The organism is Salinicoccus carnicancri Crm, assembly GCF_000330705.1.
GTDB lineage: Bacteria > Bacillota > Bacilli > Staphylococcales > Salinicoccaceae > Salinicoccus > Salinicoccus carnicancri.
Genome location: NZ_ANAM01000001.1, coordinates 480,431 through 503,948, shown reverse-complemented (window position 1 = coordinate 503,948; position 23,518 = coordinate 480,431). Strand labels below are relative to the sequence as shown.

Here is a 23,518-nt window from a genome sequence, read left to right as displayed (position 1 = left end):
GAGGCGTTATATTATGAATGTACTGATTACAGGCGGTACCGGCTTCATCGGCGGGAAGCTGATTGAAATTCTCAAGGAGGAACATGATCATGTATATATACTTTCCCGTGGGAATCACACTTCCGAACATCCCTACCTGCACTATATAAAGTATAATCCGGATGATGATACATGGATGGCGGACATGCCGAAGCATATCGACATCATCTATAATTTTGCGGGGGCATCTCTCCAGCACAGGTGGACGGACGCCCATAAGCAGGAAATCCTCGATTCGAGGATCGATGTGACCCGCATGCTCAACAGATGGGTCGAACAGGCTGAGACCACGCCAGATGTCCTCGTGAATGCGAGTGCAATCGGCTATTATCCGGTGAGTGAAAGTGCCCGTTTTGACGAAGAGGATGCCTTCGCCCCCCACGATTTCCTGTCTTCTGTCGTCACCGCATGGGAGAGGGAGGCGCAGAAGTGTTCCAAACACGGCGTGCGTGTGGTGCTGGCAAGGTTCGGCCTGATCCTCGACAGCGAACAGGGCGCCCTGCCGAAAATGGCTATGCCATACAGGTTGGGCGCCGGCGGCACGCTCGGCAGCGGAAACCAGTGGTACAGCTGGATCCATGTCGATGATCTGTTGAACGCGCTGCTCTTCGCCGGCGTCAATAAAGACATCGAAGGCCCTGTGAACATGACTGCACCGACGCCGCACAGGCAGAAGCAGTTCTCCGTATACCTGGCTGCAGCGCTGGGCAGACCCAGTTTCGTCAAAGTCCCCGGATTCCTCATCGAGAAAGTGCTGGGCGAGCAGTCCATGCTGATATTGAAAGGCCAGTATGTCAAGCCGGAAGTATTGATGGAACATGACTTCAAATTCATCTTTCCGACGCTTGAAATCGCCCTTGAAGACTTGTTCGAAGAGGGGGCGGCGGCCAAGGCGTAAAGCAGAACCACCCCGGGTATACATACGCCCGGGGTGGTTCTTCATGCCGGCATCAAAATGTGACAGCTTCACCTTTTTTCAGCTTTTCCGCAATCTTGTCAAGCTTTCTCAGCCTGTGGTTCACACCCGATTTTGAGATTGCACCGGTGGACATCATCTCACCGAGCTCCTTCAAAGAAACCTCCTGATGCTCCACGCGCAGCCTGGCTATCTCCCGCAGCCGGTCAGGGAGTTCCTCCAGTCCGATCTCCGAATCGATGAACTGGATGTTCTCCACCTGCCTCATCGCGGCACCGATGGTTTTGTTGAGGTTGGCGGTCTCGCAGTTGACCAGCCGGTTCACCGAGTTGCGCATATCGCGCACGATGCGGACGTCTTCGAATTTCAGAAGGGCCTGGTAGCCGCCGATCAGACTGAGGAATTCCGCAATCTTCTCCGCTTCCTTCAGATATGTTATGAACCCGCGCTTGCGTTCGATGCATTTAGCATTCAGCTCATAGCCGTTCATCAGCTCGGCGAGACTTTCCGCATGCTCCTCATACATCGAAAAGATCTCAAGATGGTACGCCGAGGTTTCCGGATTGTTTACGGAGCCGCCCGCAAGAAACGCACCGCGGAGGTAGCTTCTGATGCAGCATTCCTTCGACTTGATCTCTTTGCTGATTTCGTGGGAGAGTTTGCCTGCATGCATGATATCGAGATCCTCGAGCACCATCCGGCTGTCCTTTTTGATCCGGCATATATATACATTGTTTTTCTTCAGCTTCATCTTCCGGCGCACCAGCAGTTCTATTTCCACCCCGTACACATTTTTGATGAGACTGAATATCCTTCTAGCGATCGCCGCATTTTCAGTCTGGATGTTGATGATCCAGTCCCCGTCAAAATGACTGAGCGCGCCGTTCATCTTGATCAATGAGGAAAGCTCACTTTTCATGCAGCACGTATCCACTTCAATCCTTGTCAATTCGTTCTTCATGTCAGAAGCAAATGACATGCAATCACGCCCTTAAATATTATCTCATTTCCTGTACTGCAAAGTGCTTATCTCCTTCAAAGCGATGTCATAGATTTTCTCTGCAAGCACTTTGTTATTGTGTCTCACCGCACCCTGATCATCAATATGAACCAGCCGGTAATCGGTTATTATCTTGACGCCCATCTCTTCAAGGCGGCGGCTGTCGCTGTCCACAACAGTCATGCCGTTCCTGTCATAGTAGCCGGATATACGGCCTTTGATATTCTGATTGTTCAGTATGATGAAGTCCATTACACGCTCGCCCATATGGAAATTGATCGCTTCGAGATGATCAGCCGCGGTGTACTCCACGGTTTCTCCCACCTGGGTCATGATGTTCGATACATAGACCTTTATACCGCTTGAATTGATGATCGCCTCTTTCATTCCGGCGGGTATGAGGTTCGGCATGATGCTTGTGTAGAGGCTGCCGGGACCGAAGACGATGACATCGGATTCCCACACTGCCTCTATCGCTTCCGGGGTTGCGACAGTGTCGTTCGGAATCAGATAGACTTCCTCGATTTTCTGCTGGACTTCCGGGATGTAGCTCTCACCCACGATGATGGAGTTGTCCTTCATGCGGGCCGCAAGCTTCGGACTGATGTTCGTTGACGGGATGACGGTCCCCTTGACGTTCAGTATTTTGCTCAGTTCCTCAACAGCCACGGCGAAGTCGCCGGTCATGTCGTACATTGCAGCCAGCATCAGGTTACCGAGTGCATGGCCGCCGAGGGCATCCTTGTTGAACCGGTAGGTGAACAGATTCTCAAGCTTCGTCTCCACGTCACTGAGAGCGCTCATTACGTTCCTGATATCCCCCGGCGCCGGCATATCGATCTGATCGCGGATGATGCCCGTCGATCCGCCGTCATCCGCCACCGAAACGATTGCCGAAATGTCCACAGGGTACTGTCTGAGTCCTCTTGCCAGTACGCTGAGGCCGGTGCCGCCGCCGACCAGGGTGATTTTAATCTTCTTCATAAGGTTTGCTCTCAACCGGCGCATCCCTGTGCACCGCCTTCATTTTAAAGTCGAAAGGCTCAGAGAGGTCCTTTGCAAGCTGTTCAGCAAGAGTGACTGAACGGTGCTGTCCCCCTGTGCAGCCGATGGCAATGACCACCTGGGATTTACCCTCTTTCATGAACTGCGGCAGCATATATTTCAACAGATCGAGCAGTTTGGTGTAGAATGTCCGCGTTTCCTTCCACTTCATCACATAATCGGAAACCGGCTTGTCCAGCCCGGTCAGCGGCCTGAGCGCATCTACATAGTGGGGATTCGGCAGGAAGCGTACGTCGAATACAAGGTCCGCATCGATCGGGATGCCGTTCTTGAAGCCGAAACTCATGATATTGACGTTGAACGGAGACTGGTTTTCCCCACTGCCGTGCTCGAATATTTTATTCCTGAGTTCTTTTTCAGTCGTCTCAGACGTGTCGATGATTTTGTTCGCACGGCCTTTCAACTCGGAAAGGAGGCGGCGTTCGACATGGATGGCATCGAGTACATTCAATGTATTATCAATCGGATGGGCACGCCTTGTTTCCTTGTATCTCTTCACAAGCGTCTCATCCGAGGCATCGATGAAAATGATTTCGAGTGCAATCTCATTGTTGTCCCGGAGTTCTTCGATTTCTGAAATGAGACTTTCAAAAAACTCCTTGCCACGAAGATCGATGCCAAGTGCCACACGGGACATGTGGCCATCCGCAGTCTCCATGAGCTCCACTACTTTCGGCAGCAGGATCGGCGGCAGATTGTCGATACAGAAATACCCCATATCCTCCAGTGCCTCGATGCCGACGGATTTACCCGCACCGCTCATCCCGGTCAAAATTTTAAGTTCTTTCACTCATCCCACACCCTCCTGATATTCTTAAGGCTACTTTACACTAATTCCCGTCTTTTAAAAAGATTATGGCAATATATTATGATACTATCCGGAAGCTCCCTTTTCAATGGAGGGGCTCAGCTCCCCCGCCACGGAACAGACCCTCCGGATGCGCTCCGGAGGGTCTGCCGTCTGTTATCTGGATTCCTGCATATCTGCAAGTTTTTCAATATAATGCTGCGCATTCTGCGCCGCTATGCTTCCGTCGCCCGTCGCTGTGACAATCTGGCGGAGCGTCTTGTCACGGACATCGCCTGCTGCGAAGATTCCCGGTATAGGCGTCTCCATTTCGTCGTTTGCATTGACATACCCCAGGTCGTTCAGTATGCCCAGGGACTCGAACGGTGACGTCAGCGGCTTCATGCCGACATAGACGAATACTCCATCCGCATCGAAATCATAGATTGAACCGTCGTTCTTGTTGAGCAGTGTGACGCTCTCCACCCTGCTGTCGCCATTGATGGCTTGAATTTCCGTATCCCAGATGAAGTCGATCTTATCGTTCTTGAAGGCACGGTCCTGCAGGATCTTCTGCGCCCTCAGCTCGTCCCTTCTGTGGACGATCGTCACCTTGCTTGCGAATTTGGTGAGGAATACACCCTCCTCGACTGCGGAATCCCCGCCGCCGATGACAACCAGTTCCTTCTCTTTGAAGAACGCGCCGTCACACACTGCACAGTAGCTCACGCCGCGCCCGCCGAGTGTGTCTTCACCATCGACGCCGACCTTCTTGTATTCCGCGCCTGTCGCGATGATCACCGTTTTGGTCCTGATGTCTTCGGTACCCGTTCTCAGAATCTTGATATCCCCGTCGATCTCAACGGATTTTATATCACCGTATTTATATTCAGCCCCGAATTTCTGGGAGTGCTCGAACATCTTGGTGGAGAGTTCCGGCCCGGTGATGAAATCGAATCCCGGGAAGTTCTCGACCTCTTCGGTGTTCGCCATCTGTCCGCCCGGCATGCCGCGCTCGAGCATCACTGTTTTCAGGTTTGCACGCGATGCGTATACCGCAGCCGTCATTCCCGCCGGACCTGCACCTATGATGACGACATCATAAATAGTTTCTTCAGCCATGATCATTACTCCTTTGTCTCTTAATCATTCTTATATATTATAAATGCTCCTGTGCAATATTTCATCAAATGTGCCTGATTTTCTCAATCGCCTTGTTCAGCCGGTAGAGTGTGGTATCGAACGCCTCCACCAGCGCCTTCTTCGTCATCTTCCTGTCGCGCTTATGGAAGTGCAGCGTTGCAGCCGCAAGTGCATCAGTATCCTCGACATCCTCTTTTCTGTCATACAGGCCATGGAACGTCTCAATCCACGCCAGCTGGTCCTCCTCACCGGTGTAGCCTGCCACCCTCAGGGCCTCAAGGCCTTTGTGCATGCGTCCGAGCCGGACCAGGTTCAGCCCCTGGAACAGATGGGAAATGTACAGTTTTTCGTAATCTTCGAGAGATTCAATCGTATCCCATACTTCATGTCCCAGAATCGCATCGCGCGGTTTGACGTTATAGATCCTGTATATCCCGAGCAGCCGCATATATGCATCATCGCTTTTCAGATACTTCATTTCAAGATCCGTGATCTGCTGTGATGCCTCATCCTTCTTCCAAGGACTGTAGGCTTCATCCACCTTATGGAACAGCTGCATCCTGTCCCAGAACATCTCCGCTTCCGCCCGGCTGCCCATATGGTAGCTCGAATGGCTCAGCGCATGGAGCAGCTGGAAGCTGACGAACGCCTGCTTCCTGTACAGCGGATAGAGCAGCTCATATGAACGCTCGTATTTCTTCAGGAAATTGAGTACCAGCCCCACTTTGAAACGTGCATCGTCATCAAGGGGCTGGACGACTTCCATCTTCTTCAGGTAGTCACGGTATTTCTTTGTTTCCCCCGTGTGATAATAGAGCAGCGTCATATGGCTCAGAGCATGCATGTCCGTCCGGTCTTCCTTCAGCAGCTCTTCGAGCAGGGCATGCGCTTCCTCGTAGCGGTTCAGGAATAGAGCCCCCATCGCCTTCATGTTCCTGAACTCCCGCTCCTCCTGTATGTCCACCGGCAGTGTGGAAAGCAGCTCGAGCGCCTCTTCGATGCGGGCATTCATGAAGAGATGCTGGAACAGGTGCTGGCCTGTGAACCGGACCGCCTCCTTCTCCACTTCCTCCTCATCATCGATGCTCACTTCAAACATGTTTTCGAGCTCTTCATCATACCCGGAGTCCGGTTCATGCTTCACATACTGCACACCGAAGAGGAACGCCTTGTTGGGATCATTCATGATGATGTACAGCTGGCTCAGTATAAAATAAAATTCAGCATCGTACTGATGCTGAATGAACTCATTGATCAGAATATGTTCGGCTTCCGTCCCGCGGCCCACCTCAGCAAGAAGATAGGCATACTGGGACAGGTACGCAAGATTGTTCCCCTCGAGTTCAATCGCCTTCTGGAAACTCCTCAGAGCATCATGCTTATTGTTTTGTCCTGATTTTTTCATCCCCTGATTGAAATGGAACTCTCCACCCTGGTTGAAGGGGATTACTTTCCTATTGTCATTCATCATTCCTGCTCCTTATAACAAGCGGGTTCCCGTAGCAGGTTGAATGGTCGGGGACATCTTTTGAAACGACGGCCCCTGCACCGACAACCGCGTGATTTCCAATCACCACACCCGGCAGAATCGTCACGTTCGCACCCACCATCGTATCATGGCCGATCCTGACATCACCGATGCGGTATTCGTCGACCAGATATTCGTGGGTCAATATTACTGTATTATACCCGATTATACTATTTTTGCCAATATTGATGCGCTCGGGATACATGAGATCCGGCATGGCACGGAATGCGAGGGATACGTTGGCCCCGAGCTTCATGCCGAGCGCCTTCCTGTACAGTACATGCTTGATCTTTGTGGAAGGTGCGTAGCGTCCGAGCTCGATGAAAATGAAGTTTTTAATCACTTTGAACCTGGAGATGGTCCTGTACATATTCCACAGCGGATTGACTTTCCCTGCTTTTGTGATCTCGAGCCTTCTCATCGCTATCTCCTCTTTTTACGGTTTTTACCCTTTTTGTGACCCTGCTTTTTCTTGACGGTCTGACCGGCCTGCTTTCTTTTCCCCCGGGCGGCTTCAGCGCGCCCGGGGCCGTATATGCCCTGTACACTGCCGTATTTCGGCAGATCGTATTTCATCTCGCGATAGATCCACACTGCAGCTGCCAAAATGATGAGCAGGATCGAGATGACCTGTGCCGTGCGGAGGACGTCGCCGATCATCAGGCTGTCCGTGCGCATTCCTTCTATGAAGAACCTGCCTGCTGAATAAAAGATGAGATAGAGCAGGATCGTCTGCCCCACTTTAAGTTTCGGCCGCAGCATGAGGAGGATGACAAAACCCAGCAGATTCCACAGTGACTCGTACAGAAACGTCGGATGGTAGTAGGCGCCGTCGATGTACATCTGGTTGATGATGAACTCCGGAAGTCTGAGGGACTCGAGGAAGCCCCGTGTCACTTCACCGCCGTGCGCCTCCTGGTTCATGAAGTTTCCCCAGCGGCCGATGGCCTGCCCGAGGATCAGGCTGGGCGCGGCAATATCCGCTATCCTGAAAAAGCTGTAGCCCTTCACACGGCAAAATATGAAACCGGCGAGAGCCCCGCCGATCAGACCGCCGTGGATTGCCATGCCGCCTTCGTTGATCATGATGATGTCAATCGGGTTGCTGCTGTAGTATTCCCACTGGAATATGACATAGTACAGCCTCGCTCCGATGATGGAGAATATGATGATATAGAACATCAGGTCCATGAACATGCCTTCCGGGAGGCCGCGCCTGTTCGCCTCACGATCTGCAAGATAGAATCCGAGCAGCATGCCCGCGGCGATGATGATGCCGTACCAGTGGATTTCGAGCGGGCCCAGATCAAGTGCAACCGGACTGAGCGGAGTGGTACTGAATATCATTGCTGTCCCCCCTGACGGCCGTCTGCCATGATCTGTGCATTCAGCCGATCGTTGAATTCCTCTGCCGCATTATATCCCATGTACTGCATGCGGTGGTTCATTGCAGCTACTTCGATGATGCCGGCGAGACTCCGTCCCGGACGGATCGGAATCGTCTTCTGGTCGATTTCCGTATCCAGGATTTTTATCTTCTCCTGATTGAGACCGAGTCGTTCATACGTCTTGCCCGCCTCCCAGGGCTCAAGGTTGACGTTCAGCATGACCCGTTTTTCCTCGAGTATGCTCCCCGCTCCGAAGAGGGTCATCACATTGATGATGCCCAGGCCCCGGATCTCGAGCAGGTTCCGGATCAGTGAAGGGGCCGAGCCCATCAGCACGTTCTTGCTCACCTGCTTGATTTCCACGTTGTCATCCGCCACCAGCCTGTGGCCGTTTTTGACGAGTTCAAGGGCGGTCTCACTCTTGCCTACACCGCTCTCACCCGTGATCAGCACGCCGATACCGTATATGTCGACAAGCACGCCGTGCAGGTTTGTTTCCGGAGCCAGCGCCTTCTCCAGGAAATTGGAGACCCTGCCGATGAAGTTCGTCGTATTGTCCTCTGTGATGAGCAATGGGGTTTGCGTCTGATTGCACGCTTCGATCAGCTCAAGCGGCGCATACAGGCCGCGGGTGATGATGATGCAGGGCGTCTCCCTGCGGCAGAGCCGCTTGCAGCGGTCTTCGCGCTCCTCATCCGTCAGCATCCTTTCAAAGAATGAAGTCTCACTCATCCCGAGGACCTGAACACGGTCGGATGAATAGTGTGAAAAATATCCCGCCACTTCCAGGCCGGGACGTGAAACGTCTATGTTGACGATCTCTTTGCCGAGACCGTCTTTTCCGGCTTTGACCGTCAGGTCAAATGTATCTACCAATGCTTCTACTGTGAGCATATCGTCACCTCGGCTCTTTAATAATTCAACTATAAAGAAATGCATGTGTATTTTCAATCATCCGAAATGGAATGAAATGATAATTTAATGTATATGTCAGACCTGTGACGGTACAAATAACGGCCCGGCCGTAATTACGCCGGCCGGGCCAAGAGTCCGTTTATCCTGTTAATGGCGGTGGAGTGTCACACTGCCGAATTTGGTGCCGACTTCGAGGATCATCCCGCGCTCATCTGTATCATTGACAAGCATGAGCTCCTTCAGTCCGATATCCTGATGCTTCATGAACCTCACATTGATATCCGGCGGATAATTCAGCTGTCCCACCACGGTGCTTATCCTGCCTTCCAGCGCACGGTCCTTCGGCACGCTGATATTGATGCTGCCCATGTTCGTATTGATGGACGCCGATTCCGTCTCCTCTTTGAGCGACAGGTTGACAGAACCGTTGGATGATACCGTCAGGTCTTTCGCATTCAGCCTGTCCGTGTCCACCGTGCCGACCATGGAAACGAGTTCGAGCGCTCCGTATCCGCCGCCCCCGACTTTTACGTTGCCGCGGGACGTCCTTGCGAACGCACTCTTTGCAGAAACATTCTCCAGCGTGATGCTGCCGTTCAGTATGTCCACGGTCAGATCGCCGAACTCTTCGTTTTCCACCGTCACATTGCCGTTGGAGCTTGAGACGATGAGCCGGTTGACCAGCGCGGGATTGACCTGCAGTTCGACATTCACGCGTGCCGAGCGGATATCCGAGACGATCATCAGTTCGTTGTTCTTCACTTCGCAGATGATGTCCTGGAAATAGTTGCGCTTCTTATCCAGCTTGCGGTAGAAGGATGTCACTTCGAATTTCGCCGTCGTCACCCTGTCTGTCGGCACGATGGTGATGTTGCCGTTGGTGATGTCCACGGAAATGTTGGAGAAGTCTTCATCGACAGTCTCGATCAGGCGGTTCTTGCCGCCTGAGGAGAACATGGAGTCGATGTTTGAATTTTTGACGCTGTCAAAAGCTTTCTCAAGTGAACCGAACACCTGGGAGGCGTACTTCTGGTTTTCAAATTTATTTTTGACGCTGCTGTATGTTTCATTCGCCTTGTCTGGGTTGATATACTTCTGGAACTCCCCGACAAGCTGGTCCCATGCCTCCGATGCACTGGCAAAATTACCGGACGACTTTGTGCTGCGGCCGGTCTGGCCGCCTGAATGTCCGGTGCCCGGTTCATCTTTTTGTTCCTGCCTTCCGGCATCCTCTTTCTGATCCATCGCCTCCATCAGCCTGATGGCTTCTTCTGAACTGATCTTGCCTTCCTCGAGCATTTTCAGTATGCGGTCTTTATTGTCCATTTCAAACCTCCTGATGGTTTCGTTCCAACCATTTTTTTAGGTGATACCCCGTATAGCTCTGCGTCTCTGCCATCACATCGCCGACAGTGCCGGCTGCAACGATTGTGCCGCCGCCGTCTCCGCCTTCAGGACCGAGGTCGATGATGTGATCTGCCACCTTGATGACATCCAGGTTGTGCTCGATGACGATGACCGTATCCCCGTTATCCACGAGACGCTGGATGACATCGATGAGTTTCCTTATGTCCTCCGAGTGGAGGCCGGTTGTCGGTTCATCCAGTATATAGAGCGACCTGCCGTCTGAGCGCCTGTGCAGTTCGGATGCGAGCTTGACACGCTGTGCCTCACCGCCTGAGAGCGTCGTTGCCGGCTGTCCGAGCCTGACGTAGCCCAGGCCCACATCGAGCAGTGTCTTTATCCTCCGTTTGATCTTGGGCAGGTTTTCAAAGAAATAATAGGATTCCTCTACAGTCATCGCCAGGACATCCGCAATGCTTTTGTCCTTGTATTTCACTTCCAGTGTCTCCCTATTATAACGTTTTCCGTCGCACACTTCACATGGTACGAATACATCCGGCAGAAAATGCATTTCGATCTTTATGATGCCGTCGCCTTTGCAGGCTTCACAGCGCCCTCCTTTGACATTGAAGCTGAAGCGGCCTTTCTGATAGCCGCGGACTTTTGCTTCATTCGTCTGGGCGAACACATCGCGGATGCTGTCGAAGACGCCTGTATATGTCGCCGGATTGCTCCGCGGCGTACGTCCGATCGGTGACTGGTCGATGTCGATGATCTTCTCGATGTTTTCCGCACCCCTGATCTCCTTGTGTTCACCAGGGATCTGCTTGGATTTGTAGAGATTCGTATGCAGCCCCTTGTAGAGGATTTCATTGATCAGTGTACTCTTCCCGGAGCCTGAGACCCCTGTCACCACATTCAGCACGGACAGCGGCACTTTGACATTCACATTTTTGAGATTGTTCTCCCTGGCACCGCGTACTTCCAGTGCACGGGACATGTCCGGCTTCCTGTATTCTTCAGGAAGAGGGATTTCCCGCCTGCCGCTCAGATACTGGCCGGTGATGGAGTTCTCGTCCTTCATCACTTCCCCGGGTGTTCCCTGGGAAATGATCCGTCCGCCGTGCTCGCCGGCGCCGGGGCCGATATCGATGAGGTAGTCACTCGCAAGCATCGTATCCTCGTCGTGCTCGACGACAATCAGTGTATTGCCGATATCCCGCATGCTCTTGAGCGTCCCGATCAGGCGGTCGTTGTCGCGCTGATGGAGGCCGATCGACGGTTCATCCAGTATATAGAGCACACCGGAAAGGCGTGAGCCGATCTGGGTGGCCAGCCTGATCCGCTGCGCCTCCCCGCCGGAGAGCGTCCCGCTCCGGCGGTTCAGCGTCAGGTAATCCAGCCCCACGTTGAATAAAAACATCAGGCGCTCGTTGATTTCCTTCAATACCGGCGCAGCAATCTGCCTGTTCTGTTCGGAGAGTGACGGGGATTCGAAGAACTCCACAGCCTCTCTGACGGACTGATCGACAGCTTCGCCCACATGCCTGCCGTCGATTTTTACAGCCCTCGCCTCTTCGTTCAGCCTGTAGCCATCGCACGTCTTGCATGTGATTTCACGCATGTATCTGCTCATTAGATCCCTTGTGTATTCAGAGGGGCTCTCCTTGTACCTGCGTTCGATGTTGTTGATGATTCCTTCATAAGGCATCGTCCTGCGGCGGGTGACACCGTTGTCCTGTTCGAACACATAGTCGACGGTCTCGCCCTTTGAACCGTGCAGCACAAGTTTCCGGGAAGACGCCGGCAGCTCTTCGAACGGAACATCCATATCGATGTTGAAATGTGCGCATGTCTGACGCAGCAGTGTCGGATAGTAGTTGGAACTGATCGGCTGCCATGGCTGGAGCGCCCCTTCCTCGAGCGTCAGGCCGGGATCCGGCACGACGAGACGCTCGTCGACGGCCATCTTCATGCCGAGACCGTCACAATCGGGACAGGCGCCGTACGGCGCATTGAAGGAGAAGAGCCTCGGCTCCATCTCGGATATCGTGAAGCCGCATTCGGGACAGGAGAAGTTCTCGGAGAAGTGCATATCCTCGCCGTCGATCACGTTGACGACTACATTGCCGCCCCCCTTGTCAAGCGTCGTCTGAAGGGAGTCGCTGAGCCGTGCCTCGACACCTTCGCGCACTGCCAGGCGGTCGATGACGACATCTATGTTGTGCTTTTTGTTCTTGTTCAACTCCGGCACCGCTTCGATATCGTGCATCTCGCCGTCCACCACAATGCGGGCGTAGCCTTCTCTGCCCAGATCTTCGAGCAGCTTCTCATGCCGGCCCTTTTTACCGCGGATGACCGGTGCAAAAAGCTGCACTTTTGTCCGTTCCGGAAGCTTCATCACCCGGTCCGTCATTTCCTGGATTGTCTGGGATGTAATTTCAACACCATGTATCGGACAATACGGTGTACCTGCGCGGGCATAGAGCAGGCGCAGGTAATCATAGATTTCTGTAATTGTAGAGACGGTCGAACGCGGATTGTTGCTCGTCGTCTTCTGATCTATGGAAATGGCGGGCGACAGACCCTCGATCGAATCCACATCCGGCTTCTCCATGTTGCCGAGGAACTGTCTGGCATATGCACTGAGCGACTCCACATAGCGCCTCTGTCCTTCTGCGTAGATCGTGTCAAAGGCGAGCGAAGACTTGCCGGAGCCGGACAGGCCGGTCATGACGATCAGCTTGTCCCTCGGGATGTCCACATTTATGTCTTTCAAATTGTGCTGTTTTGCACCTCTGATGCTGATATGAGTATTTCTCACGATTGAATCACCCTTCTGCTTTCAGTTCGAATAATGCATCCCTCAGTTCCGAGGCCGTTTCGAAATCGAGGTCTTTTGCTGCCTGCTTCATGTCCTTCTCCAGCTGTTCGATGGTCTTTTCGCGTTCTTTCTTCGTCATCTTTTTGGACGGCTTGACGTCTTCCTTGTGTGCGTCCTCCTTGATCTCCACTTCGGCACTGATGGAATCGCGGATTTCCTTGGTGATGGTCGTCGGTGTGATACCGTGCGCCTCGTTGAATGCCATCTGCGTTTCGCGTCGGCGCGCCGTTTCATCCAGTGCATAGCGCATGGAATCCGTAATCTTGTCCGCATACATGATCACCTTGCCCTCGCTGTTACGCGCCGCGCGGCCGATGGTCTGGACGAGGGAGCGGCCCGAGCGCAGGAACCCTTCCTTGTCCGCATCCAGTATCGCCACCAGCGAGACTTCCGGAATGTCGAGCCCCTCCCTCAGGAGGTTGATCCCCACGAGCACATCGAATGTCCCCATGCGCAGATCCCGGATGATTTCAATGCGTTCAAGCGTCTTTATCTCAGAGTGAAGGTACTGTACTTTGACCCCAGCCTCCTTCAGATAATCCGTCAGATCCTCCGACATCTTCTTTGTCAATGTGGTGATCAGCACCCGTTCATTCCTTTCGGCCCGGGCAACGATCTCTTCAAGAAGGTCATCAATCTGATGCTCGCTCTGCCGGACATCGATTTCAGGGTCAAGAAGCCCCGTCGGACGGATGATCTGCTCGACCATCTTCTCTGTATGTTCAAGCTCATATGGCCCCGGTGTAGCCGACACATAGAGCAGCTGCTGCGCTTTGGATTCGAACTCCTCAAACTGCAGCGGCCGGTTATCCAGTGCACTCGGCAGCCTGAAACCATGGTCGACGAGCACCTGCTTACGCGCCTGGTCACCGTTGTACATGCCGCGGACCTGCGGCAGTGTGACGTGGGATTCATCGATCATGATGAGGAAATCATCGAAATAGTCAAGCAGGGTATAGGGTGTGGATCCCATCGGCCTCAGCGTAAGATGGACGGAATAGTTCTCGATTCCTGAACAGAATCCCATCTCCCGCATCATTTCAAGGTCATAGTTCGTGCGCTGTTCGAGCCTCTGGGCCTCGAGGAGTTTCTCGTCCGCACGCAGTTTCTCAAGCTGTTCTTCAAGTTCCTTTTCAATGCGTTCGATGGCCACCTTCATCTTCTCGTCACGCGTGACGAAGTGGGAGGCCGGGAAGATTGCAGTATGCTCGCGCTCGACGAGCACTTCACCCGTCAGGTAGTTGACCTCCCTGATGCGGTCGATCTCGTCCCCGAAGAACTCCACACGTATGCACTGTTCATCTTCTGATGCCGGGAACACTTCGACGATGTCGCCCCGCACGCGGAACGTCCCCCGCCTGAAATCGATGTCGTTCCGCGTGTACTGTATATCGACCAGCTGGCGCAGGAATTCATTGCGGTCCAACTGCATGCCGACACGCGCGCTCACGACCATTTCCCTGTACTCCTCCGGGTTACCGAGGCCGTAGATGCAGCTGACGGAGGAGATGATGATTACATCATCACGTTCAAAAAGCGCACTCGTTGCAGAGTGGCGCAGCTTGTCGATCTCCTCGTTGATCTGTGCGTCCTTCTCTATGAATGTGTCCGTCTGCGGGACGTATGCCTCCGGCTGATAGTAGTCGTAATAGCTGACAAAATACTCTACCCTGTTATTCGGAAAGAATTCCTTGAATTCACTGTACAGCTGTCCTGCCAGCGTTTTATTGTGTGCGATGATCAGGGTCGGTTTGCCGATTTCCCTGATCACCTGGCTCATCGTATATGTCTTCCCGGTGCCGGTCGCACCGAGCAGCGTCTGGTGGCGGCTGCCGGAACGTATCTGTTCGGTCAGTTCCCTGATCGCCTTGGGCTGATCGCCGGCGGGTTCGAATTTAGAGACGATCTCAAATTGTGCCATATTCTCTTCCCCCCATCTTATTCTGTACTTTATCATTCTATCAAAAAAAAAATAGAAATAACAAACATTTGTTCGGTCATTTCTACTCATCTTCCACTTTATCCAGATTATATAATTCTACAAGCATGTAGCCGATGACGATTGACATCGAGTCGATGAAAATCACCCACTCGGAAGGATAGAATCCCCGGTATATGGAAACGCCGAAAATGATGAACGTCAGTATTACCGCAACGTATTTGTTCCGCGTCATACGGGTGAAGAACACGACGGTCACAGCCGGTACGACCATGGCCATCATATACCAGTAAAGGTCCACAGGCCCTATATCTCCTTGTCCATTATCGATTCGGTGATTTCCATGAGTTCCGTACGGGGGATGAAGCGCTCCTTGAGCATATCCGACAGTATATTTCCAAGGAAATCCTGCACACATGCCAGATGCGAGAATTTCTTTATGGTCACAAGCGACATTTCATATATTTCGAAGAATAAAGGCTCCGGGTTCCGTTTCTGTATCTCACCGAACGATTCATACAGCAGGTCGATCTTATCCGCCACGGAGAGGATCTGACCTTCCAGCGTCTCATCCTTCCCCTCTTTCAGACGGCGCTTGTAGATCTCCTGGTACTGCTCCGGGAATTCCTCCTCGATGAAACGGGAGGTCATCGTCTCCTCCACTTCCATGAACAGCATATTGAGTTCGCCGGACGCATATTTCACCGGCGTCTTGATGTCCCCTGTAAAGATTTCAGGATAGTCATGGTTCAGTGCCTTTTCGTAAAGGTCCTTCCAGTTGACCTCATTGCCGTGGTATTCCTCGACAGTCCCCAGATACTGGGCGATCTTCGTCACCTTGAAGGAATGCGCGGCGACGTTATGTTCCTGGTACTTGAACTTACCCGGGCAGCGGACCAGCTTCTCAAGGTCGTTCAGGCTTTTAAAATACTGATGTACACCCATTATGACTCCTCCTTCACATAGTTGACATAGCTGTCTATCAAATCTGTGCCGACCTCGCCGATATAGGCGCGTACAATCGTGCCTTCACTGTCGACGAAAAATGTCGTCGGCATCAGATGGATCTTGTATGATTCGATTGCCGCAGGCTCATCCGAGAACTCGTAGACCGGATATGTAACCCCGAACTCCTCGAGGAACTTGTCCCGGTTGCCGTCGCTGTCGTCGATGTTGATGCCGACGACATCAAGTGACCCGCCGCCGCGGGATGCCTGATATTCTATCAGCTCCGGCGTCTCCCGGCGGCATGGGTCGCACCAGGAGGCGAAGAAATTGATCACCGTGACCTCGTTGGAGGTGATTGTCTCACGCAATGAGCCGTCGCCGTTCGCCACCCCGGTGAATTCCCTGTCAAGGATGTTCCGTCCCACGGCATGGTGGTTGTCCCGGCCCTCCGAACTCTTCAGCGTCTCCAGCGACTGCTGTTCGAGACGCTCATCCGAAACATTGAGTACCGCCCGGATACCTGCGCCGACCAGTATGACGAAAGCCGCCAGTGCAATTATTATGATGATATTTTTCTTTTTCATGGAAACAACATACCTAACTCTATTATTTCAACCATTTTAACATAAGTGCCATAAGTATCCACTTTTTTGCGCACAAAAAGGCATCCTGCACATTGTGCAGGATGCCGGACGTTCTGAATACCGGTTTATTAGTAAGTGAAGTAGCCGTCCACTGTGCCGCTTACGTAGCTTACAGCACGCTCTCCGACACCTTCAGAAGGGTTCAGTGCATCGATCATCTGGCCGTTGCCGATGTAGATGCCCACATGGGACCCATTATTGAAGAATACGAGGTCACCCGGCTGTGGATTTGAAGTCGGTGTACCTGCCGCTTTTTGCGCTGCAGCAGTCCTCGGGATATCCTTGCCGCTGAACTGTTTCATGAACTGCTGGGTCAGGGCTGAGCAGTCAACCGCTGTTGCGGAGTTTCCGCCGTATACGTAGGATTTGCCCGCCGCGACAGACTGGGCAACGGATACCGCATTACCGCCTGACACATTTGTGCTTTCAGCCGGAGCCGGTGCAGCCGGCTCATCATATTCCTCGACCGCAGGTGCCTGTGCCTCTTCCTCGACCGCAGGCGCCGGCGCTTCATAGGACTGTTCAGTTTCCACAGACTGGGAAGCTTCATTGCCGTATGAATAATCGTATCCATTTTCATCATAAGTATAAGAGTAGCTCTCATAATTCGATACTGAAGTTGAGTTTGACTGTCCGGAGTAATCCGCCGTGCTGTCATTTCCGCCGCCGTATGCCGCAGCGTCCACATTACCTGCCGCCACTCCCGTCAATGCCGTAACTGTCGCTATAGAAAATAATGTCTTCTTCATAATAAAAATATCCTCCTAATTTTCCTTGTCCCAAAACGCAACTCTTGTCTCTCTATGTATCTTGATTGGGTGAATCTCATTATTGATTATTTAATTGATATTCAGTTTCAAACAGTCATGAAAGGAATCTCCTTTCGACCACGATCAACACTATAGCACACATGGAACATGATTTGTCCCTTTGTAACCCACTTGTAACCTAAACGAAAAAACTGAAATGCGCTGTAAAAGATGAGACAATTCAGATGGAATGCTGGATCGTCCGGTGTGACGGGGGATATACAGCCATGCATATATTTTTTACGCCTTTCGCGGTGGCTCAAGATTACATATGAAATTATTATGTAAACCGCGTTTTTGCGGTTATTTGAGAATGATTATTCGTCTGATTGTCGATTTCATTTCGATGATAAGAGCGTATTACCGCTTAGTATCGTTTCTAGATCGAAGGCAGGAGAACACCTTGCCTTATTATCGATCCGGGTTCGAATACAGGAGAACGCCTTGCCTTATTATCGATCCGGGTTCGAAGGCAGGAGGACACCTTGCCTTATTATCGATCCGGGTTCGAAGGCAGGAGAACGCTCTGCCTTATTATCGATCCGGGTTCGAAGACAGGAGAACGCTCTGCCTTATTATCGATTCGGGATCGAAGGCAGGAGAACGCCTTGCCTTATTATCGATTCGGGATCGAAGGCAGGAGAACGCCTTGCCTTATTATCGATCCGGGTTCGAAGGCAGGAGAACGCTCTGCCTTATTATCGTTTCAAAATCGAGGACAAAAGAAAGCCGTCATCACTCACATCAGGGGATGATGACGGCCGGAACAGATTATTTTATGAAATCATATGATGCAGCGGCATCTGCACTTATTGTTCTCGTTGATTCTACACCAAATCCGCCGTTCCAGTTCATTTCTGAAACCTGGATGGAACCGTCGGCATTGACCGATTCAACGACTGCGACGTGTCCCATGCCGCCGGCGCCGCCCTGGCCTGGATCAAGCTGCATGATTGCTCCGGCTGATGGTGAATTGCTCACAGTCATACCGGAACCAAGGGCTGCACTATCCCAGTTGGATGCATTGCCCCAGCTGTTGTCGATGGATATTCCCATCTCATTCAGACGCTCATATACGTGCCATGTGCAGTCTCCTTCGGTATAATGGTTCGCAGCGGAAGCTGCTGTGTGGGAGGCAGGCGCCGGTGCTGACGGTTCTTCATATTCCGCAGCCTGTGGCGCAGGTGCGGCCGGAGCCTGGTATTCCTCGACTGCCGGTGCCTCTTCCTGCACAGCCGGTGCTTCATATGCCGCCTCTTCCTTTTCCCCGGAAGCCTGGTTTCCATAAGAATAAGTATATCCATTTTCATCATAGGTATATGAATAGTTTTCATATTCTGAAACTGCCGAAGCTGCCGCTTGTTCCGTATTGTTTACAGCGTTGTCATTTCCTTCACTGTATCCGCCCGCTTCTGCATTTCCTGTCGCCACTCCTGTAATCGCTGTGACTGTCGCCAATGAAAACAACGTTTTCTTCATAGTAAGTAAATCCTCCTGTTTTTCCCTGCACCCAAAGTTCAAGTCATTTCTCTATATCTCTGCATTGAGTAATTTTAATGATTCCACTTATGTGGTATTCACTTTTAAAGTCGATCAAAGTGCATGCCTCTTTGACCATGTCCAGAACTATAGCACACAGCACTTCTTTTTTGTGGGATGTAACTGACTTGTAAACGAAAGGAAATGACATTATGGCTTCCGTAATATTGAAGTTTAATTTTACACCCGTGCGATGCTTTCTGTGGCGGGGTTATGCTTTCCTGCGTGTCATTTTACATGGAATTTAATTCAAAATAGATTACAGGCTGTTTCTGCCGGATTGCCGGGGTGAACAGGAGGACAGAATCCCCATCGACGATTGCAAAACGACGGGGCCTCAACCTCTCACCCTGACGAAACACAGGCGATGAGCCTTATTCAAACAATAAAAAAACGCAAAATCCTGTTGGATTTTGCGTCCGTGACTTTCACTAACCTATTCAGATTTCTGTGATGCCAACCATGTCACAAGTGCATCGAGCTTTTCTTCGTCCGTCACCAGACCGGCCGGCATGCCGTCGCCGCCTTCTTCGATCTGGGTGCGGATTTCATCTTCGGAATACTCGCTTCCCACATTTGTGAGCGGTGGTCCGGAACCGCCTGACAGATCTTCACCGTGGCAGCCCATGCAGTTGTTCTGCTCGTATGTCTGCTCAGCCAGTGCGGTATCTGATGAGTCTGCATCATCGCCTTCATCCCCGTCCTCTTCAGTAGTGACACCTTCATCCGCCGGCTGGCCGGATTCGTCTTCGCCGCCCTCACCGTCTCCGCCGCAAGCGCCGAGTACGAGCACCAGGGCGAAACTCATAAGTAACCAGAACTTCTTCATAATTAACCCCCCGACTTGGTGTTATATAAGATACACATATACCATACCCCTAAACCCGTAACAGTCAAACAGCTTCAGGACATTTGTCACAAAATGAAGGACGCCTCAAAAGAGGCATCCTTCATCATATATTACATATTAAGCCTGAGATAGGCCTCTATGAACGGGGACAGTCCCCCGTCCATGACTTTGTCTGTGTTGCCGACCTCGTAGTTGGTCCTGTGATCCTTGACCATGGAATACGGGTGGAACACATAGGACCGGATCTGGCTGCCCCAGCCGATCTCTTTCTGCTCGCCCTTGATCGCCGCGATTTCCGCCTTCTGATCTTCGAGCTCTTTCTGGTAGAGCTTGGATTTCAGCATATTCATCGCCTGTTCACGGTTTTTGATCTGTGAACGTTCGTTCTGGCATGTGACGACGATACCTGTCGGATGGTGGGTAATCCTTACGGCGGAATCGGTGGTGTTGACGTGCTGCCCGCCGGCGCCGCTGGCACGGTACGTGTCGATCGTTATATCTTCATTCTTCACTTCAATCTGGATCTCCGTGTTGTCGAACTGCGGTGTCACTTCGCATGAGACAAATGAAGTGTGGCGCCTGCCGGATGAATCGAAAGGCGATATCCGCACGAGGCGGTGGACACCTTTTTCCGCCTTCAGCAGTCCGTATGCATTCACACCCCTGATGGAGAGTGTCACGCTTTTCACGCCGGCTTCATCTCCATCCTGGTAATCGAGCGTCTCAACTTTCCATCCCTGCCCTTCTGCATACCTCTGATACATGCGGAGCAGCATTTCTGCCCAATCCTGGGACTCTGTACCGCCTGCGCCGGGATGCAGCTCGAGTATGGCACTCAGATGATCATGTTCATCATCGAGAAGAATATTGAGTTCATAAGCATCGATCTTTTTCTGAGTCTCGCGGACGCTCTCCTCGATCATTTCCCTCATGTCTTCGTCATTCTCTTCCTTGAGCAGTTCGTGGGAAACTTCGATATCCTCAACATCTGCTTCTATCTCGCGGAAGCCCTCGACGATCTTTTTCAGATGATTGTTCTCGTCAATGACTTCCTGGGCTTTCCCCTGGTCATTCCAGAACTCAGGGTCCGCCATCCGTTCTTCATACTCCCTTATCTGGGTCTCTTTTTCCTCGAGGTCAAAGAGACCCCCTGAAATCGTCCAATTTACCGTGCATATCCTGGACGAAATTTTTCACTTCATGCAATTCCATAAAATTTCCTTCTTTCTTTATTGTCCGTGACAGTTTTTGTATTTCTTGCCCGATCCGCATGGACAGGGATCGTTGCGGCCGACCCTCACTTCTTTTTTGACCGGTCCCTTTTTGACTTTTTCCTTGCCGTCGCCCGTCTGCATCTCATTTTTCCTGACGACCTGCTCACGCTTGATCTCTTCGTCGGATTTCAGCTCGGTCTTCATGACGTATTTCGCAGTATCATCTTCAATGGACACGAGCATGTCCTCGAACATCTGAAGTCCTTCGTTCTGATATTCGCGGAGCGGATTGATCTGGCCGTATGAACGGAGATGTATGCCCGTCCTCAGCTGGTCCATGCTGTCTATGTGCTCCACCCATTTCTGGTCGATGGTGCGGAGCATCATCATCCGCTCGAACAGCCTCATCTTCTCACTGGTAAGCTTCTCTTCCTTCTGTTCAAGTTCATCCTTTATCTTTTCCAGGATGAGTGACGAGATTTCTTCATTTTCCCTGCCCCGTACATCCGGCACCGAAATGGATTCTTCTGACAGGTACATATCCTCGACCGTCTTGACGAACTGTTCGTAGTCGATCAGCTCGTCATCATCCAGGATGTAGTAGTTGACCGTGCGTTCCACCGATGCCTCGATCATGCCCATCAGCTGCTCACGCACATCATCCTGATCGATGATGTCATTGCGCTCCTGATAGATGATCTCACGCTGGCGCCTCAGTACATCATCATATTCCAGCAGTTTCTTACGCGAATCGAAGTTGTTGCCCTCGACACGTTTCTGGGAAGATTCGACCGCCCTCGAAATCATCTTGGATGTGATTTCCTCCTCCTGCATTCCAAGCCGCCCCATCATGCCCTGCATGCGTTCCGAACCGAAACGCTTCATGAGATCATCTTCCAGTGACAGGTAGAACGTACTGATGCCGACATCACCCTGACGGCCGGAACGGCCGCGGAGCTGGTCGTCGATACGTCTCGATTCATGCCGCTCCGTACCGATTACGGCGAGGCCGCCCGCTTCTTTGACACCTTCGCCGAGTTTGATATCCGTACCGCGCCCTGCCATGTTGGTTGCAATCGTCACGGCACCCTTCCTGCCTGCATTCATGATGATGTCCGCTTCCCTTTCATGGTTCTTCGCGTTCAGCACGTTGTGGCGGATGCCTTTCTTGCTGAGAAGATCCGCGATATATTCACTTGTTTCCACCGCCACCGTACCGATCAGCACCGGCTGTCCGCTGCGATGGCGTTCCACCACTTCATCCACGACGTTCTTGAACTTGATATCCTTTGTCGCATAGATCCTGTCCGTCCTGTCCTCCCGTGCAATCGGAAGGTTTGTCGGGATGACCGTCACCTTCATGTTGTATATGTTGATGAATTCCTCTTCCTCGGTTTTGGCGGTACCGGTCATGCCGGAGAGCTTATTGTACTGCCTGAAGAAGTTCTGGAAAGTGATCGATGCCATCGTGCGGGATTCGTTCTGGATCTCCACACCTTCCTTCGCCTCAATCGCCTGGTGAAGTCCATCCGAGAAACGGCGGCCTTTCATCTTACGGCCGGTAAACTGGTCAACGATGACGATCTTTTCTTCCTCGACGACATAGTCGATGTCACGCTGCATCGAGAAGTGCGCCTTCAGCGCCTGGTTGATGTGGTGGAGCAGGTTGACATGTTTCACATCATACAAATTATCCACCTTGAACCATTTCTCCGCCTTCTCCATGCCGTCATCATTGAGCTGGATATTCTTCGTTTTTATATCATAGGTGAAATCCTCGTCTTCCTTGAGCATCTTGACGAACTGGTTGGCCTGTATATACTGTGTATTCGTCTGGCTCGCTTTGCCCGAGATGATCAGCGGCGTACGCGCCTCGTCAATCAGTATGGAGTCGACTTCATCGATGATTGCATAGTTGAGCCCGCGCAGCACCCGGTCCTTCTTGTAGGTCACCATGTTATCCCTCAAGTAGTCGAAGCCGAGTTCATTGTTTGTCGTATACGTGATATCAGCCGCGTACGCTTCCCTTTTCTCCTCGCTGCTCTTGGCGTTCAGGTTCAGCCCGACAGTCAGCTTCAGGAAGTTGTAGAGCACCGACATTTCCTCCATCTGGGTGGCAGAAAGGTACTCATTGACCGTGATGACATGGACGCCTTTCCCCGTCAGGGCATTCAGATAGACCGGGAGTGTTGCCGTCAGCGTCTTACCTTCGCCGGTTTTCATTTCGGAAATGTCACCTTTATGAAGTGCGGCCCCGCCCATTATCTGTACTGGGTACGGCTCGAGGCCTAGCGTTCTTTTGGAGGCTTCCCGGACGACGGCAAAAGCTTCAGGCAGAATCTGATCCAGCAGCTTCTCTTCTGCCTTGTCATCTTCCGCGCCGGCAAGTTTTTCCTTGAACCCGTCGGTTTTGGCCTGCAGTGCCGCATCATCCAGACCGGCCATCGTTTCCTTGTAGCCCTCGACCTTTTCAGCGATTTTCCGGAGGGAGCGCAGCTCCCTTTTGTTACCGTCAAAGACTTTGTCCAAAATACCCATGGATTTCTCTCCCTCGTTATATCTCACT

Annotated in this window: 20 protein-coding genes; 1 reads left to right on the top strand and 19 read right to left on the bottom strand. The window is 52.0% G+C overall.

Annotated features, from left to right (window positions below):
• Positions 1 to 13 precede the first annotated feature (13 nt).
• A complete protein-coding gene (locus C792_RS0102675; RefSeq protein WP_017547898.1) occupies positions 14 to 937 on the top strand; it encodes a TIGR01777 family oxidoreductase in 924 nt (307 codons plus the stop codon).
• A gap of 52 nt (positions 938 to 989) precedes the next feature.
• Here C792_RS0102675 and whiA read toward each other — a convergent pair whose 3' ends face one another.
• The 19 genes from whiA to secA all read right to left on the bottom strand — a co-directional run bounded on the left by whiA (position 990) and on the right by secA (position 23,490).
• Positions 990 to 1,934 (bottom strand): DNA-binding protein WhiA, encoded by a 945-nt coding sequence (gene whiA / locus C792_RS0102670; protein WP_017547897.1) that lies wholly within the window; start codon positions 1,932 to 1,934, stop codon positions 990 to 992.
• A 24-nt stretch (positions 1,935 to 1,958) separates the two neighbouring features.
• Entirely contained in the window at positions 1,959 to 2,939 is a 981-nt protein-coding gene (locus C792_RS0102665) for a gluconeogenesis factor YvcK family protein (protein ID WP_017547896.1), read from the bottom strand.
• Positions 2,926 to 3,810, bottom strand: a complete 885-nt coding sequence (rapZ, locus tag C792_RS0102660; protein ID WP_017547895.1) for an RNase adapter RapZ — start codon at positions 3,808 to 3,810, stop codon at positions 2,926 to 2,928. Before rapZ ends, C792_RS0102665 begins: the two co-directional genes overlap by 14 nt.
• Positions 3,811 to 3,984: 174 nt before the next feature.
• The gene (gene trxB / locus C792_RS0102655) at positions 3,985 to 4,929 is read right to left on the bottom strand and encodes a thioredoxin-disulfide reductase (RefSeq protein ID WP_017547894.1); all 945 of its coding nucleotides are present in this window, start codon (positions 4,927 to 4,929) and stop codon (positions 3,985 to 3,987) included.
• Between the two features lie 64 nt (positions 4,930 to 4,993).
• Positions 4,994 to 6,418 (bottom strand): tetratricopeptide repeat protein, encoded by a 1,425-nt coding sequence (locus C792_RS14145; RefSeq protein ID WP_017547893.1) that lies wholly within the window; start codon positions 6,416 to 6,418, stop codon positions 4,994 to 4,996.
• Positions 6,411 to 6,899, bottom strand: a complete 489-nt coding sequence (locus C792_RS0102645; protein WP_017547892.1) for an acyltransferase — start codon at positions 6,897 to 6,899, stop codon at positions 6,411 to 6,413. Before C792_RS0102645 ends, C792_RS14145 begins: the two co-directional genes overlap by 8 nt.
• Positions 6,900 to 6,901: 2 nt before the next feature.
• Positions 6,902 to 7,825, bottom strand: coding sequence for a prolipoprotein diacylglyceryl transferase (gene lgt / locus C792_RS0102640; RefSeq protein WP_017547891.1), 924 nt, complete (start codon positions 7,823 to 7,825; stop codon positions 6,902 to 6,904).
• Positions 7,822 to 8,760, bottom strand: a complete 939-nt coding sequence (gene hprK, locus C792_RS0102635; protein WP_017547890.1) for an HPr(Ser) kinase/phosphatase — start codon at positions 8,758 to 8,760, stop codon at positions 7,822 to 7,824. The genes lgt and hprK overlap by 4 nt, the downstream gene beginning before the upstream one ends.
• Before the next feature lie 168 nt (positions 8,761 to 8,928).
• Positions 8,929 to 10,107: a DUF4097 family beta strand repeat-containing protein gene (locus C792_RS0102630; RefSeq protein ID WP_017547889.1), complete on the bottom strand. Its 1,179-nt coding sequence runs from the start codon at positions 10,105 to 10,107 to the stop codon at positions 8,929 to 8,931.
• A gap of 1 nt (position 10,108) precedes the next feature.
• Positions 10,109 to 12,949 carry an excinuclease ABC subunit UvrA gene (gene uvrA, locus C792_RS0102625; protein WP_017547888.1) on the bottom strand — a complete coding sequence of 947 codons (2,841 nt, stop codon included), beginning with the start codon at positions 12,947 to 12,949 and terminating at the stop codon, positions 10,109 to 10,111.
• 7 nt (positions 12,950 to 12,956) lie between these two features.
• Positions 12,957 to 14,930: an excinuclease ABC subunit UvrB gene (uvrB, locus tag C792_RS0102620; RefSeq protein ID WP_017547887.1), complete on the bottom strand. Its 1,974-nt coding sequence runs from the start codon at positions 14,928 to 14,930 to the stop codon at positions 12,957 to 12,959.
• An 82-nt stretch (positions 14,931 to 15,012) separates the two neighbouring features.
• Positions 15,013 to 15,249: a CsbA family protein gene (locus C792_RS0102615; protein WP_017547886.1), complete on the bottom strand. Its 237-nt coding sequence runs from the start codon at positions 15,247 to 15,249 to the stop codon at positions 15,013 to 15,015.
• A 5-nt stretch (positions 15,250 to 15,254) separates the two neighbouring features.
• Positions 15,255 to 15,893, bottom strand: a complete 639-nt coding sequence (locus C792_RS0102610; protein WP_017547885.1) for a YfbR-like 5'-deoxynucleotidase — start codon at positions 15,891 to 15,893, stop codon at positions 15,255 to 15,257.
• Positions 15,893 to 16,480, bottom strand: a complete 588-nt coding sequence (locus C792_RS0102605; protein ID WP_017547884.1) for a TlpA family protein disulfide reductase — start codon at positions 16,478 to 16,480, stop codon at positions 15,893 to 15,895. Before C792_RS0102605 ends, C792_RS0102610 begins: the two co-directional genes overlap by 1 nt.
• 128 nt (positions 16,481 to 16,608) lie before the next feature.
• Positions 16,609 to 17,289, bottom strand: coding sequence for a C40 family peptidase (locus C792_RS0102600; RefSeq protein ID WP_017547883.1), 681 nt, complete (start codon positions 17,287 to 17,289; stop codon positions 16,609 to 16,611).
• A gap of 831 nt (positions 17,290 to 18,120) precedes the next feature.
• Entirely contained in the window at positions 18,121 to 18,828 is a 708-nt protein-coding gene (locus C792_RS14595; protein WP_017547882.1) for a CHAP domain-containing protein, read from the bottom strand.
• A 496-nt stretch (positions 18,829 to 19,324) separates the two neighbouring features.
• Positions 19,325 to 19,717, bottom strand: a complete 393-nt coding sequence (locus C792_RS0102590) for a c-type cytochrome (RefSeq protein ID WP_017547881.1) — start codon at positions 19,715 to 19,717, stop codon at positions 19,325 to 19,327.
• 131 nt (positions 19,718 to 19,848) lie between these two features.
• A protein-coding gene (gene prfB / locus C792_RS0102585) for a peptide chain release factor 2 (RefSeq protein WP_156811616.1) occupies positions 19,849 to 20,950 on the bottom strand; the annotation gives its coding sequence in 2 pieces (ribosomal slippage) (positions 19,849 to 20,877 and positions 20,879 to 20,950; 1,101 coding nt in all).
• 17 nt (positions 20,951 to 20,967) lie between these two features.
• Positions 20,968 to 23,490, bottom strand: a complete 2,523-nt coding sequence (secA, locus tag C792_RS0102580) for a preprotein translocase subunit SecA (protein ID WP_017547879.1) — start codon at positions 23,488 to 23,490, stop codon at positions 20,968 to 20,970.
• Between the last annotated feature and the right edge of the window lie 28 nt (positions 23,491 to 23,518).